Raw genomic sequence first — 14,451 nt, 5'->3', positions numbered from 1 at the left:
ACTCGTAATTAATTTATACAATAGTATTGTATATTTTACAATGGACTAAGTAATCAATACAATTTAAAATCACTATTTACCAATCACTACTTTGTTAATTATTAAATTTGTTTAATTTTTTCTATTAATGAAGTGGTAGAATAACCTTTTACCAAAGGTATGGTTTTTACTTCCCCTCCTTTCTCTATAACAAAATCTGCCCCTACAATAGTTTCAATGGTATAATCATCCCCTTTCACTAAAATATCGGGTTTCACTTTTTCGATTAATTCTTTGGGAGTAGGCTCATCAAAAAGCACCACAGCATCGATAAATTCAAATGCTGCCATCATTCTTGACCGAGCATATTCATTCACAACAGGACGACTTTCACCTTTCAAACGCTTTACGGATGCATCAGTATTCAATCCTAAAATTAGCTTATCACCAAGGTTTCTAGCCTTTTCTAAATAATCAATATGCCCTAAATGCACGATGTCAAAACAGCCATTGGTAAAAACTATTTTTTTGCCTTCACTTTGCCAATTTTCCGCTCGTTCTATTACTTCATTAAGGGTTACTACTTTGTCTTGTGTCATCAGTTTTCGGTTTAATAAATAAGGTAATCAAGAAACTTAGTGCCCCTAAAGCTAACAACGTAACCATTTGCGAACCATGTATAAAAGTAGCTAAAATAATACCGTCTTTCTGTGGCAAGCCATAAAGCACTAAGGCGTTTCCTACCAAAAAATGAAAAGGGCCAATGCCTCCTTGGGTTGGCGCAGCCATTCCAAATGAGCCCATCGTTAGTACAGTCAGCCCAGCTAATAAACCTAAATGGGTGGTTTCGGGAATCGCAAAGAAAAGTACATAGGCCGAAAGCCAGTACATTACCCAAATATTGGCTGATAAAAAGATAAAGAGAAACGGCTTTTCGATTTTTTTGATGCTCATCAAGCCATCTAATAAACCATTCAAAAAGCCTACTATTTTACCAAGTACTGGTACATCTGATAGCCTTTGCTGGTATTTTCTAAACAAATAGATTCCTATAATGCCTGCTACGGCTAAAAATGCCAACAGCCCAACTATCAGATATATTTTTGAAGCGAACTGTTCCATAAAAAAATGCTGAAGCTTATCAAACTCTAAAATTAAGTTTAAAGATAATACTATCAACAAGGATACTACGTCGAAAATTCTTTCCGTCAATACTGTCCCAAATGATTTTTCAAAAGGAATATCATCGGTTTTTTTCAAACTTCCACATCGCGACACCTCTCCCATTCTGGGGATGACATAATTAGCAAAGTAGCCAATAAAAACGGCGAGGGTTGTATTAAAAGTGGATGGTTGGTATCCAAGGGGTTTCATTAGCATTTTCCAGCGGAGGGCTCTGCTGACATGGGCGATGATTGACAAAATTGCAGAAAGCATCAACCATTTATAATCTGCTTTTCGGAACTCGTCAAGCATTTCAGACAAACTAATGTCTTTAAACACAAACCAAAGCAAACCTCCCGCCAAAACTAGCGAAATGGTATATTGAAGTATTTTTTTCATAAGAGAAGTCAACAAATAGGAATTGAGTATTGGTAAATAATCAATTGGCAATTTTACCAATACTCAATTTGAACAAGAATCACAGCAATACACTAATTTACCAATCTGTTATTATCATCAGGAAAGACCAAACTCGGTTTGTACACGCGAGCCTCCTCATCTGTCATGATGGCATAAGCAATAATAATAACAATATCGCCAACTTGGGCTCTTCTGGCTGCGGCTCCGTTCAAACAAACAGTACCCGAGCCACGTTCTCCTTTAATTACATACGTTTCAAAACGCTCGCCATTGTTATTATTTACAATTTGTACTTTTTCATTTTCAATCAAATTGGCGGCATCCATCAGGTCCTCGTCAATCGTGACACTTCCGACATAATTCAACTCCGCTTGAGTAATTTTTACTCTGTGGAGCTTTGATTTCATTACATGAAGAAACATAATAATTTTTTAATAAACGTGAATATCAAACAGTATTAACCTACTCTTTGAAAATTATGATACAAAGATAGATTATTTTTACAGCTTCCTAATGATTGACTATTTCAAATAATTATGTTATCAATCAATCTGGTTTTGCCCAAGAAAGCCGCAATACACAAAGCCGTTTTTCCTTCCAAAAGTTCCTCAATAGGCAATAAGGTTTCAAAGTCTGAAATCTCAAAATATTCTAATTCGATATCTTCAATTACCTCAAAATAATCTGTTACAAACTGTTTGACTTCTGTTGATGATTTAGTCTTTAGTAATTCACCCGCAGCCGATAAAGATTTATAAATCTCTGGGGCTATTACTCGTTGGTCTTCGCTTAAATTCCGATTCCTCGACGACATCGCCAGTCCATCGCTTTCTCTTTGCGTAGAGCAAATCACCAAGTCAAGCGAATAGCTCAAATCTTTGACTAAACAATTGATTACGGCACATTGCTGTAAATCTTTTTGTCCAAAATATGCTTTATTGGGCTGTATAATGTTAAATAATTTTGAAACTACTATACCAACGCCATTAAAATGCCCAGGACGAAACTTTCCTTCCATGACATTTTCAAGTGTACCAAAATCAAATTTTAAGGTGGGCAAGCTCGGGTACATTTCTGAGGCACTCGGAGCAAAAACTATATCACAAGCTACCTCTTCCAGCATTTTACAATCAGCTTCCAATGTACGAGGATATACCGCTAAATCATGCGGATTGTTAAATTGGGTAGGATTGACGAAAATACTACAAACTACTACATCATTTTGGTTTTTAGCAGTTTCAATCAGCGACAAGTGCCCTTGATGGAGTGCTCCCATGGTAGGCACAAAGCCGATTGTTTTTCCTGACTTACGCTGATTTTGTAAATATGCTTGTAAAGTCTTAATCTCAAAAAATACTTGCATAATATTCTATTCTTTAATTTTTCGGGTTTAAATGAACAAAAAAATGTGTTATTGATACAACTTTATGCGTGTTGTTATTCATTGTAAACACATTCGCGTTCAATTTTTTGTGGAATTTCCGTATTTTTTTTATATTTTTGCATAATTTTTATGTGAATCCTTCTTGCTTTGACTTTTTGTTTTAGTAGTTTTTAGGTAATTCAGTCAAGAATGTTTGTTGTTTAGATTCTGGCAAATAAGTATTTATTGCTTTGGTGAAATCGAAAGATTTCATTCAATAAAATCATCAACTACATCAACTACTATGCTCCTTTAACACTTTTTAACAACATCAAAGCTCCTAACAACGACAACAATGTCTAAATTGCGTATCCTTTACGTTGCCAGTGAAGTTGACCCTTTTCTCTCTACGACTCAAGTAGCTAATTTTGTTAGAAAACTCCCTGCTGCTATGCAGGAAAAAGGGTTTGAAATAAGAATCTTAGTGCCTCGTTTCGGGTTAATTAATGAACGTAAAAACCGACTTCATGAAGTAGTAAGGTTATCTGGGTTTACGGTACCAGTTGGTGACGACGATAAGCCCGTAACAATTAAAGTAGCCTCTTTGCCATCGGCAAAATTACAGGTATATTTTATCGATAACGAAGACTATTTTCAAAGAAAGTACGTTTTTACCGACAAAGAAGACAGATTTTATGCAGATAACGATGAGCGTGCAATATTTTTCTGTAAAGGCGCGCTTGAAACTGTAAAAAAATTGGGATGGTCTCCTGATATAGTACATTGTAACGACTGGATGACGGCTTTAATACCTTTGTATTTAAAGACTACTTACAGAAATGACCCTATGTTTAAAGATTCTAAAACGGTATTTTCTATTTTCAACAACGACTTTGCTCATAAATTTGCTCTTGAAGGGTTATATGATAAAGTAAAAATGTTGAATGTTGAAGATGATATGCTGGGAAGTTTAGAGTCAGCAGATTACCAAGGTTTTGTTAAGATTGGCGTAGAATATGCCGACGTCGTGATTACGATGGAAGAAGAAGTATCTGAGAAATTTAACACTATTTTTAATGAATTACCCGCAAAAAAATTGGAATACGTTCCAGAAGAGAGTATTGACAGTTACTACAATATTTACACGGAGTTGGCAAGTGCGTAAAGCATTCATTTTTGGTGTTTTCTTTTCTTTTTTAGCCATTTTATCTGCCTGTGAAGACCCTAAAGGGGTAGGTTCAGATGTTTTTGTTGAAGACATTGGCTTACTATATACTGATACCTTAACAGTGGATGCTTCTACAGTATTACTAGATTCTATCGCTAGCTATAGTACCAGTAATCTTTTGGTGGGTCGTTTAATTGATCCTACTTTGGGTGCTGTACAAGCTACAGCCTATTTCCAAATATCAAACTTAACAGCAGATACCATTCGTTCTAACGTAGATACTGCTGGCAGAAGTAATGTAAAATGGATAACGTACCCTTCTAAAAATGACTCTATTCGCTTGATTTTACCGTATAGTTTTGTTCAAGGAGATACGCTTCAAAATCAAAGTTTCAAATTATATCAATTAGCATCTACCGCGACCCTCGACCCTACCGTTGTTTATTATAACAACAGTACTGCTCCAGCGTTGAATCCTACTCCGATTGGTCAATTAAATAATGTAAAAATTCGCCCTATCAGAGATAAAAGAGTAATTCAAGGTACTACAGGTAAATTTGACTCGCTTAGAATACCAATCACCGAGCCATCTTTTGTGAAGTTTTTAGAAAGTCAAAGAGACATCGCTAAAACTGAAGCATTAGTAGGTACTGGATTCAAAGAAATTGTGAGAGGGCTAGCACTGGTTTCTGAAAGTAATAATAATGCGGCAATTGTGGGTTTCTCATCAGGAGGAGTTCAAATGCAACTTTATTATCACTATAAATATACCTATACCGTAAGAAACACTGCTAATACTTTGGATAGTACCGTGACGGTTGATACTACAAAATCTAATAATTTTTATGTGGCTATCACAAATGCAGACGGAACGAGCTTTAATGCAAGATACAATAAAATAACGCCTACTCGTACTGGTACAACAATAAGTAAATTAACTAAGGCAACTGATATTTTACCAAGTAGCCAGACTAATAATGAAGCGTATTTACAGTCGGGGACAGGAGTTGGGATAAAAGTAAAATTCCCCAATTTATTGAAACTAAAAAATAATAAAGACATCGCTATCAACAAAGCTCTATTAATCCTTGAGCCTAAAGGTAACCCCGCAGGATATACTTACCCAAGTGATTTAATACTGGTAGAAACAACGCCTGCTAATAGGCCACTCAGAACAACAACGACGGGAGAAGGCAGTTTTTCTTTTGTATTGGGTGAAGGTACAACAACATCTTACGCAAGTAGGACAAATGAGTATTCCTTTAATGTAACGAGTTCTTTACAAAACATTTTAGCGGGTAGAAAAAACAATAATGGTTGGATGATTACTCCTACGCTATTTGCAACAAATTCTACTACCGGAGCAAGGGGACCAGTCTTAGGTAAAAGTGTACTAAACCCTGATGTTACACGTGCGATTTTCGACCGTAATAATATCAAGCTGAAAGTTTATTATACTTACGTTACAAAATAATCTGTAATTTCTTGAAATTATTCTGGAGCGGAGAACCATAATATGGATTCTCCGCTCTATTTTTGTGGCAATATATTACTGACTATTTCTTCTTCTGGCTGATTACCTCTTATAATCATCTATACAGAAGCAATAGTGCTAACCAATTAAACTATAAATATATGTGTGGCATTGTGGCTTATATTGGGCATCGTGAAGCCTATCCTTTAATTATCAAGGGATTAAAACGTTTAGAATACCGTGGATACGATAGTTCAGGTATTGCTTTATTGAACGATGGACTAAATGTTTACAAAAAGAAAGGAAAGGTAAAAGACCTTGAAGAAGCCCTTACAAACGAAAACCTTCACAGTAACATTGGTATAGGGCATACGCGCTGGGCAACCCACGGCGAGCCGAACGACGTAAATGCTCATCCACATTACTCTGCTTCCAAAAACTTAGCCATTATTCATAATGGTATCATAGAAAATTATTCTTCTATCAAGAAAAACCTTATCAAAAAAGGGCATATTTTTCATTCCGATACAGATTCAGAGGTATTTATCCATTTTATTGAAGATATACAAGTAAATACTGGTTGTTTGCTTGAAGAGGCCGTTCGTTTGGCGATGAAAGAGGTAGTAGGTGCCTATGCTATCGTTATTATGGATGCTACTAACCCTTCTCAATTAATTGCTGCCCGCAAAGGCTCTCCATTAGTAATTGGTGTGGGCGATAGTGAATTCTTTTTTGCTTCAGATGCCACGCCGATTATAGAATATACCAACGAAGTAATTTATTTGAATGATTACGAATTGGCAGTAGTGCGTGAAGGAGAATTAACGGTGAAAAACATTGATAATATCCTTCAATCACCCTATATCCAAACAGTAGAATTAGAGCTTGAGGCGATTGAAAAAGGAGGTTATGAACATTTCATGCTCAAAGAAATCTATGAGCAACCTCGTTCTGTAGCTGATTGTATGCGTGGTCGTGTGAATGCTGACAGTGGTCTTTTAGTATTAGGCGGTTTACGTGATTATGTTGAAAAATTAGCTAAAACAAAGCGTATCGTGATTGTGGCCTGTGGTACATCATGGCACGCTGGTTTAGTAGCAGAATATATTTTTGAAGAATTGGCACGTATTAACGTAGAAGTAGAATATGCTTCTGAATTCCGTTATCGTAACCCTATCATCAAAGAAGGAGATTTCGTGATTGCAATTTCACAGTCAGGAGAAACAGCCGATACGCTAGCAGCAATTGAACTGGCAAAATCTAAAGGTGCAACCATCATTGGTGTTTGTAATGTGGTAGGATCATCTATTCCAAGAGCTACCCATGCAGGTGCTTATACGCATGCTGGCCCTGAAATCGGTGTGGCTTCAACCAAAGCCTTTACGGCACAAGTAACAGTGCTGGCGATGATGGCTATTGCGGTTGCTCGTAAAAAAGGAACTTTACACGAAGACACTTTCAGAAGATTATTGTTTGAATTAGAACGTATTCCTTCAAAAATAGAAACGGTTCTGAAGACAGACGAGAAAATCAAAGTAATTGCCGAGCAGTTTAAAGACTCGCGTAACTTTATCTATCTTGGTCGTGGCTATAACTTCCCTGTAGCACTAGAGGGAGCATTGAAGCTTAAAGAAATTTCATATATCCATGCAGAGGGGTATCCTGCGGCAGAAATGAAACATGGCCCTATTGCTTTGATTGATGAGGAAATGCCTGTCGTGTTTATTGCTACTAAAGATAGCTCTTACGAAAAAGTAGTATCAAACATTCAAGAAGTAAAAGCCAGAAAAGGAAAAGTAATTGCTATTGTAACAGAAGGTGATAAATTGATTCCAACGATGGCTGATTATACTATCGAAATCCCTGCCATGCACGAGGCTTTGATTCCGTTAGTGGCCACTATTCCATTACAACTACTTTCGTATCATATTGCGGTATTAAGAGGCTGTAATGTAGACCAACCTAGAAACTTGGCTAAGTCTGTTACTGTTGAGTAGATTTGTTTTTGGACTTTAGGACTGGAGGATTTTGGACTAAAGGACTTTAGGAGGCTGATATATTTGGATTTTCAGACACAGGATGCTAGACTTTGCTCTTCGAAAGGTTCATATAGTATCTCGAAGAGGCACAATATAAAACAATAAAGGGCAAGCTTTCGCTTGCCCTATTATTTGGCATATATTAGTTTATGATGATTAAATACTTGGGTCGGTTGGCGTATTTGGGTTCGTCAACCTTTCTTGATCAGGATATGGGTAGAAATTACGTGTACGTTCTATCAAACTTGCTGGTGGAGCAGGTCTTCCAAAACGACGACTGTCTTCTAATCTCAATCCTGTCATAAACAACTCGGCACAACGTTGTTTATATACTTCAATTAATAAAGCATCTTTAGTTACTGCACCAGCGTAAGCTGATAATCCTGCATTTACGCCAAAGGCATCTCCCGAAGCTTGTGTTCTTACGGCATTGATATCAGCCAAGGCTGTTACAAGGTCTGGGGTAGCTTTTCTAAGATTTGCTTCTGCTCTGATTAAACGCATTTCGTCTGGCAAATACACTGGAATAGGACGATCAACGGCATCAAAAAAACCTACGAGTCTTTTTAACTTCTCCCCTCCTACTACTACATCTGGCGTAGCTAAATAGAAAGCTAGACGCTTGTCATCAACATCTACCAAAGCGGTAGGTAAGCCAAAGTTATCACGCGGAGCATAATCTTTGCTGATTTGCGTAGCAGTATAAATTGGATTCTGACTTTGTGAAGAAAAAACAAATGATGACTTCTTTGACAAATCCACCGCATTAGCGGCTGCGATGGCTGCGTCAAAGTTGCCAAGCATCATGTTGTATCTTGCACGATAAGCTTGAATGGTATTAATAAGGTCAAAGTCTGCTCCTGTAACTTTAGTCTTAAACTCAGCCGAAGGGGCTGTCGTCGATACCATTGTTACGGCTTCGTCTAATAATTTTACGGCTAATTTTAATGCCTCTGTACGGTCAGCATAAATGGCTTGTCCTAATTTATCTGTCTGTAATGGCAGTTTTTCAAAAGAAGTTGCCAAACCGCCCAATGCCATTGCTTTGAATAAATTAGCATGGGCTACAATACCACTTTTAAGGGCAGCATCACTTGCTAAAGCTCCAGGAGCACTTGCAATAATATCATCGGCCATGCCCATGATACGAAACATTCTAGACCATACCCCTAATACGTTACCATTGAATGTAGGCAAAGCGGTTCCGCCTGCCTCTATTTCAATGATGTTTGTAAAAGTGGTAATTCCTTTGATTTCACGTGATGTAGTACCAGGGGTTAAAACCAAGGCACTCAATGCTGTCGTTGAATAATTCTGACGTAACCCCACACTTAAAGTAATAAGACCGTCACGTGTTGATAAAATCTGAGCGTCGGTTGGGCCGTTCGGATTCTTAATGTCCAAGCTACAGTTAGTCAGCATCATACTTGAAGCGACTAAAAGGCTGGTTGTAAATATTTTTATCTTGAGTTTCATCGTCTATTCTTAATTAAAAATGAATAATCTATATACCTATTAAGTAATTGAGTGATTTAATGAATGAGTGCTTGAGAGAATAACAATTTAAACTGCCACGGTGCCCCGCTCACAAATTTCCCTTTTTCATTATATCGTTTATTTTTGACTCACTTCTTAAACATCTTTAAATTCATTAGATTTTTTAAAAATTAGCTGTTAAACCAATAGAGTACTGACGTGGGATGGGTACCTCTACAAAGTCGAAACCGCGTACTGCATTCGACTGTCCCGCAGAGTTCACTTCTGGGTCGTAACCACTATAATTATCGAATGAGAATAAGTTACGGCCAGCCAATAAAATACGGATGTTTTTCAAGCCCAACGCTTTAGGAGTAGCCATATACGAAATAGAGACTTCTCTTACTTTTACGAAAGAACCTTTTTCGATATAATTTTCGAAAATACTGAATAAAGCAGCACTTGTACCTTTTGGCACTTCCTTTTTCAATTCTGCTTCATAACCTGCCAAGCCACCGTATAAATCACGTTCGCCTACTCTACGAGTAAAGTTGAATACATCAAAGCCTTGCATAGCATCCAACTGCAAACGGAAAGTGAATTTCTTGTATGCTACTTCATTGATAAATGAATACACGGCAGTAGGATTTGGATTACCAATTACTTTACTTAAAATAGCACCGCTTGGCTGTTTCGTTACTGGATCTCTGCCAATTGTATACTCTCCATTGGCTAATTGAGTTCCTCTTTCACGTTGAGGTAAACCTGCGGGTGTTAATAATAAAGTACCATCTGGATTACGAGCGAAGAATGTTGAGTAGAAAGCCCCTAAAGAATAACCATTTACGGCTGCTACTTGGCTAAATCCACCAGCAAATGGTAATACTCCGTTGCCTTCTACCCCATCGATTACGTTTTTATTTTGTGTGTAAGTGATAGTAGTTGTCCATTTAACATCTTTATTTTGAATCGGAATAGCACGTACCATAACTTCAAAACCTTTATTAGTCATCGTACCAATGTTTACAAAACGGTTGTTGTAACCAGTAGTTGGCGCTAAGGTACGGTTTAGAATTAGGTCTTTTACTTCTTTGTTATAATACGTAAATTCTACCCCGATGCGGTCTTTCAATAAACTAAAGTCTGTACCGATTTCTAATTCCGTTTGTCTTTCAGGTTTTACGGTAAAGTTTCCTAAAGTCAATGGAGCTAAATAACCATTTAAACCACCTGTCGTTACGGGCGAATAGTTTGTAAAGCGGTCGTAAGCACCAATGGCTGTCAAGTTACCTGCCTGTCCCCAAGCAGCTCTTACTTTAAAGTTTGGTAAAATATCTTCTAAGCTATTTTTCCAAAATTCTTCATTTGATATTACGTAAGAAGCACTTGCTTTAGGATAAAACTGCCAACGATTATCAATACCATATACTGAGGCAGCATCCCAACGACCAGCCCCTGTCAAGTATAATTTATTAGCAATTCCAAAAGTTTGTTGAACAAAAACACCAGCGAAAGCTCTTTCTGTACGACTTTCCCCTGCTACTATCAAAGCACCATTGTTAACTGTTTCTCCAAAAACACCCAATTGTTGAGCATTGATAGAAGTAGTCTGCGAGCGGTCGTATTGGATAGTTCCACCAACACCAGTAGTAGACTCAATGATGTCACCTATTTTAGTTTGGTAACGAATATTCAAATCATTGTTCAGTTGTAACACATTGGCATCAGCACGACGAGACAAACCTGCATCATAACTTGGCGTAGTGTTTACTGGAGGAATATAAGCCGTACCCAATTGCGTATAAGTATCTAAACCAAAGGTATAATCAATACCCAAGCCTTCAATTGGCGTTAGATTTAATTGTACGTCGCCTGTGAAACGAGAAGTACTTTGTTTAAACTTAAAACGGTCGATTGCTTCCAAAGGGTTTGTTCTACGAACTACAGCGGTAGGTGCAGTAGATGGATAAGCCCCTGTTGTTTCATTTTTGGCAGGATTCACAAAGTTGTTCGAGAAGATAAATCCTGTTAAAGCTCCGTAGGCTTCGTTGATACCTCCGTTCGGAATTTCATTTGAACTACTATAGGTATAATTTCCACCTACGGTAAGGCTTGCCCATTTGTTCAAATGCTGACCGATTCTCATTCTTACATTGGCACGATTAAAATCAGAGCTTTTGATGATACCTTGATTTTGGAACATCGAGCCAGAGAAGAAATAATTAGAATTTTGATTACCGCCAGAAACAGACAAATACTGCTCGTTTCCTACGGCTTGACGGAAAATGTCTTTCTGGAAATCATAACGTGTTACATCTGTTTGTGTTAAATCTGTTGTAACAGTATTGACGAAAGTTTTTCCATAAGTATTATAAGGCAAGGTCTTGCGTACTTCACTTACTCTAAAAGTAGAGGAGAAACTCACGCTTGCTTTACCATCTTTTCCTTTTTTGGTAAAAATCTGAACAACCCCGTTGCTCGCTCTTGAACCATAAATGGCCGCAGCAGCAGCACCTTTAATCACCTCTATTCGTTCAATATCATTTGGGTTTAAATCAACCAAACGGTTTTGGGCATACCCTCCTAAATCCAATAGTTCACGTGAATCATTGTTTACAATTACACCATCTACAATATATAAAGGATCAGAAGACCCTACAATGGTACTTGGTCCACGTAAACGAACACTGATACCCCCTGCTGGGTTTCCAGAATTTTGTGTAATTTGTGCCCCAGCAATTTTTCCAGATAAAGCTTGGTCAATAGAAGTAGCGGCTGAATATTGTAAATCTGATGCTTTTAATGAAGTAACGGCATTACCCAATTGTTTTTTACTAGTGGCTACTGAGGTACCCGTTACAATTACTTCATCAAGCCCAAGTGCATCTGTTGGTAATTGAACAGATAATACGATTGGACTTTCTTTACCGATAATTACTTTTTTGATTACCGAACGAAAACCTACCGAACGAAATTCAAAATCATAACTTCCGCTTTTTACATTTACATTTAATGTAAATTCACCATTAACATTCGTAGCAGTACCAATTTGAGTACCTTTTAAGATGACAGAAGCTCCAATTAAGGGTTCGTTACTCTCATCCAAAACTTTACCCTTTACGACAATGGATTGTGCCAAAGCGTTCAATGAGAACATCATGACAAACAGCCCAAGCAAAGTAGATAGGAAATGTTTTTTCATTTGATTTTTTGGGGGTTGAGTGAAGAGTTAAATGCTTTTTTATGCATCTTTATCCGCAATAAAAGTAAAATAGCAGGCGAATTCATGCAATAATTAAAATTACTTTTTAACAAAAATAATAAAATAATTCAAAAATCATTATTTTTATCGTAAAATTTCAACTTATTTCTGTTTAATTTTCAAAAATTCAATCAAAAACCCGCAAAAAAACGCATGAGTATTTTAGAAAGTAAAGTTTTGTTAAAAAAGGAAAGGCAGTTACAAATAATCCACCAGATTAATCTTCATAATAAAATACTTTCTTCCGACCTCAGTTTGATTCTGAATGTTTCAGAAGACACTATTCGTCGTGACTTGAATGAATTGGCTTCCGAGAATAAAATTGTGAAAGTGCACGGTGGCGCTTTATCAAAGTCATATAATGTTTCAGCGACCCAAGCCGATACGTATGCTTATGACCAAAAGAAGGTAATTGCTACTAAAATGATTAAGCTCATCAAAGATGGGATGACTATCCTAACTAGCGGAGGAACTACTATGCGAGCCATAGCGAATCAGTTGCCTAATAATTTGCATGTGACATTCTTTACCGTAAGCCCATTAATTTCTTTGGAATTAGCCGAACATCCGAATGTAGAAGTGATTTTTTTAGGGGGTAAAATTTCTAATATCTCTAAAATCAGCGTCGGAGGTGAGGTTGTCAGTAAAATTAATGACATCAAAGCTGATTTATGTGTATTGGGTATTAATGGCTTCGACCCTGAAGGAATCAGCGATTCCGACTATGAGGTAGTACAGGTAAAAAAGGCGATGATAAAATCATCAAGGCAAGTAGTGGCTACTACTATTTCAGAAAAACTAAATTCTGATTTGAGGTTACGGGTGTGTACTTTAAATGAAATAGATTACTTGATTACCGAACTTTCGCCCAGCCACGAATTATTAAAACCTTATCATGATTTGGTAAAATACATCCTATAAATAAAAAAGGTAAGTCTGGATGGAAAATAATTGATTAATTTTGTAGCCATATTTTATGTGGACTAGCCTTGTGCTTCCAGAAAGGCAACTCAAACGTTAATCAAAATCAAAAATGTCTGTCATTATTTCCAATATTACCGAAAGTCTCCCAGCATTTCTGGCTGAAAACCAATATACCAAAATTCATGTGATTGTCGATGAAAAAACGCATCGTCATTGCTATCCTATCATCAAGCCTCTATTACCTAAGCATCAGTTAACAAAAATAAAATCAGGTGAAGCGAATAAGAACTTAAGTACTTGTGAGGTTATCTGGGAAGGACTAACGAATCAATCTTTAGACAGACATAGTTTAGTAATCAATGTGGGTGGTGGCGTAATTGGAGATATGGGTGGATTTTGTGCAGCTACTTATAAACGTGGTATTGATTTTATTCAAATTCCGACAACCTTACTTTCACAAGTAGATGCTAGTGTTGGCGGAAAACTTGGGATAGATTTTCAAGGATTAAAAAATCATATTGGGGTGTTTAAAATACCAAATGCCGTTTTGATTGACCCAGATTTCTTAAAAACTTTACCTAAGCAAGAGCTTCGTTCGGGTTTTGGTGAAATTATCAAACACTGTTTGATACAAGATGCTGACAAATGGAATGAAATTAGAAAAATAGATTTTGAAGAACAGAACTTTGCTGACTTAATTGCCCATTCCGTTGCCATCAAAGAGGCTGTAGTAGCAGCAGACCCAACAGAAAAAGGATTAAGAAAAATATTAAATTTTGGACATACCTTGGGGCATGCCATCGAAACGTTTTATTTAGGCAAGCCCAAATTGCACTTACTACACGGCGAAGCCATTGCAGCAGGAATGATTTGTGAAGCCTATATTTCTTTTAAAAGAGGCATGATTGACCAACAATCATTGGAAAAAATTGAAGAGTTTATCTTTGCAGTGTACGGAAAAGCGACCATCAAAGAAAGCGAATTGGAAGAGATTATCGCCCTGACGGCACAAGACAAAAAGAATAAAGGCAAAGAAATAAGGTTTTCTTTATTAGAAGGAATTGGGAAATGTACTTATGACATTTCAGTTGCTGCCAGCGAAATGAAAGAAGCTTTACTTTATTATATTGGATAAGTTTATTGAGCTTATATTTGCCTAGATTAGACAACTTTTGAAAAGTT

At 37.0% G+C, this 14,451-nt stretch carries 11 protein-coding genes; 5 read left to right on the top strand and 6 right to left on the bottom strand.

Annotated features, from left to right (window positions below):
* Nucleotides 1-101: 101 nt before the first annotated feature.
* From rfaE2 to panC, 4 genes are all read right to left on the bottom strand, one after another.
* Nucleotides 102-578 (bottom strand): D-glycero-beta-D-manno-heptose 1-phosphate adenylyltransferase, encoded by a 477-nt coding sequence (rfaE2, locus tag VB264_RS15950; protein ID WP_323250796.1) that lies wholly within the window; start codon nucleotides 576-578, stop codon nucleotides 102-104.
* Nucleotides 550-1,542, bottom strand: a complete 993-nt coding sequence (locus VB264_RS15945; RefSeq protein ID WP_323250795.1) for a lysylphosphatidylglycerol synthase transmembrane domain-containing protein — start codon at nucleotides 1,540-1,542, stop codon at nucleotides 550-552. The genes rfaE2 and VB264_RS15945 overlap by 29 nt, the downstream gene beginning before the upstream one ends.
* A 92-nt stretch (nucleotides 1,543-1,634) precedes the next feature.
* Nucleotides 1,635-1,985, bottom strand: a complete 351-nt coding sequence (gene panD, locus VB264_RS15940) for an aspartate 1-decarboxylase (RefSeq protein WP_323250794.1) — start codon at nucleotides 1,983-1,985, stop codon at nucleotides 1,635-1,637.
* A gap of 104 nt (nucleotides 1,986-2,089) precedes the next feature.
* On the bottom strand, nucleotides 2,090-2,926 hold the full coding sequence (gene panC / locus VB264_RS15935) for a pantoate--beta-alanine ligase (RefSeq protein WP_323250793.1): 837 nt from the start codon (nucleotides 2,924-2,926) through the stop codon (nucleotides 2,090-2,092).
* 355 nt (nucleotides 2,927-3,281) lie between these two features.
* Here panC and VB264_RS15930 point away from each other — a divergent pair, with 355 nt between their 5' ends.
* The 3 genes from VB264_RS15930 (at nucleotide 3,282) to glmS (ending at nucleotide 7,565) form a co-directional block, all read left to right on the top strand.
* Nucleotides 3,282-4,091 carry a glycogen/starch synthase gene (locus tag VB264_RS15930; protein ID WP_323250792.1) on the top strand — a complete coding sequence of 270 codons (810 nt, stop codon included), beginning with the start codon at nucleotides 3,282-3,284 and terminating at the stop codon, nucleotides 4,089-4,091.
* Nucleotides 4,003-5,568, top strand: a complete 1,566-nt coding sequence (locus tag VB264_RS15925; RefSeq protein ID WP_323250791.1) for a DUF4270 family protein — start codon at nucleotides 4,003-4,005, stop codon at nucleotides 5,566-5,568. Before VB264_RS15930 ends, VB264_RS15925 begins: the two co-directional genes overlap by 89 nt.
* 161 nt (nucleotides 5,569-5,729) lie before the next feature.
* On the top strand, nucleotides 5,730-7,565 hold the full coding sequence (glmS, locus tag VB264_RS15920; RefSeq protein WP_323250834.1) for a glutamine--fructose-6-phosphate transaminase (isomerizing): 1,836 nt from the start codon (nucleotides 5,730-5,732) through the stop codon (nucleotides 7,563-7,565).
* Between the two features lie 198 nt (nucleotides 7,566-7,763).
* On the opposite strand, the gene VB264_RS15915 is transcribed toward glmS, so the two are convergent.
* On the bottom strand, nucleotides 7,764-9,083 hold the full coding sequence (locus VB264_RS15915; protein WP_323250790.1) for a RagB/SusD family nutrient uptake outer membrane protein: 1,320 nt from the start codon (nucleotides 9,081-9,083) through the stop codon (nucleotides 7,764-7,766).
* 184 nt (nucleotides 9,084-9,267) lie between these two features.
* Nucleotides 9,268-12,285, bottom strand: a complete 3,018-nt coding sequence (locus VB264_RS15910) for a SusC/RagA family TonB-linked outer membrane protein (RefSeq protein WP_323250789.1) — start codon at nucleotides 12,283-12,285, stop codon at nucleotides 9,268-9,270.
* Between the two features lie 213 nt (nucleotides 12,286-12,498).
* On the opposite strand from VB264_RS15910, the gene VB264_RS15905 reads away from it, so the two are divergent.
* Complete coding sequence (locus VB264_RS15905; RefSeq protein ID WP_323250788.1) at nucleotides 12,499-13,266, top strand: DeoR/GlpR family DNA-binding transcription regulator; 768 nt, start codon at nucleotides 12,499-12,501, stop codon at nucleotides 13,264-13,266.
* Between the two features lie 112 nt (nucleotides 13,267-13,378).
* Nucleotides 13,379-14,404 (top strand): 3-dehydroquinate synthase, encoded by a 1,026-nt coding sequence (gene aroB, locus VB264_RS15900; RefSeq protein ID WP_323250787.1) that lies wholly within the window; start codon nucleotides 13,379-13,381, stop codon nucleotides 14,402-14,404.
* Nucleotides 14,405-14,451 lie beyond the last annotated feature (47 nt).

The sequence above is a fragment of the Arcicella aquatica genome, from assembly GCF_034928825.1.
Classification (GTDB): domain Bacteria; phylum Bacteroidota; class Bacteroidia; order Cytophagales; family Spirosomataceae; genus Arcicella; species Arcicella aquatica.
The sequence above is the reverse complement of the archived record's forward strand: the minus strand, read 5'-3'. Positions and strand labels throughout refer to the sequence as shown.

What these genes read in the sequence shown, in the direction of transcription:
- rfaE2 (WP_323250796.1), bottom strand. Translation starts at nt 578, where the DNA reads ATGACACAAGACAAAGTAGTAACCCTTAATGAAGTAATAGAACGAGCG.
- VB264_RS15945 (WP_323250795.1), bottom strand. Translation starts at nt 1,542, where the DNA reads ATGAAAAAAATACTTCAATATACCATTTCGCTAGTTTTGGCGGGAGGT.
- panD (WP_323250794.1), bottom strand. Translation starts at nt 1,985, where the DNA reads ATGTTTCTTCATGTAATGAAATCAAAGCTCCACAGAGTAAAAATTACT.
- panC (WP_323250793.1), bottom strand. Translation starts at nt 2,926, where the DNA reads ATGCAAGTATTTTTTGAGATTAAGACTTTACAAGCATATTTACAAAAT.
- VB264_RS15930 (WP_323250792.1), top strand. Translation starts at nt 3,282, where the DNA reads ATGTCTAAATTGCGTATCCTTTACGTTGCCAGTGAAGTTGACCCTTTT.
- VB264_RS15925 (WP_323250791.1), top strand. Translation starts at nt 4,003, where the DNA reads ATGAATTACCCGCAAAAAAATTGGAATACGTTCCAGAAGAGAGTATTG.
- glmS (WP_323250834.1), top strand. Translation starts at nt 5,730, where the DNA reads ATGTGTGGCATTGTGGCTTATATTGGGCATCGTGAAGCCTATCCTTTA.
- VB264_RS15915 (WP_323250790.1), bottom strand. Translation starts at nt 9,083, where the DNA reads ATGAAACTCAAGATAAAAATATTTACAACCAGCCTTTTAGTCGCTTCA.
- VB264_RS15910 (WP_323250789.1), bottom strand. Translation starts at nt 12,285, where the DNA reads ATGAAAAAACATTTCCTATCTACTTTGCTTGGGCTGTTTGTCATGATG.
- VB264_RS15905 (WP_323250788.1), top strand. Translation starts at nt 12,499, where the DNA reads ATGAGTATTTTAGAAAGTAAAGTTTTGTTAAAAAAGGAAAGGCAGTTA.
- aroB (WP_323250787.1), top strand. Translation starts at nt 13,379, where the DNA reads ATGTCTGTCATTATTTCCAATATTACCGAAAGTCTCCCAGCATTTCTG.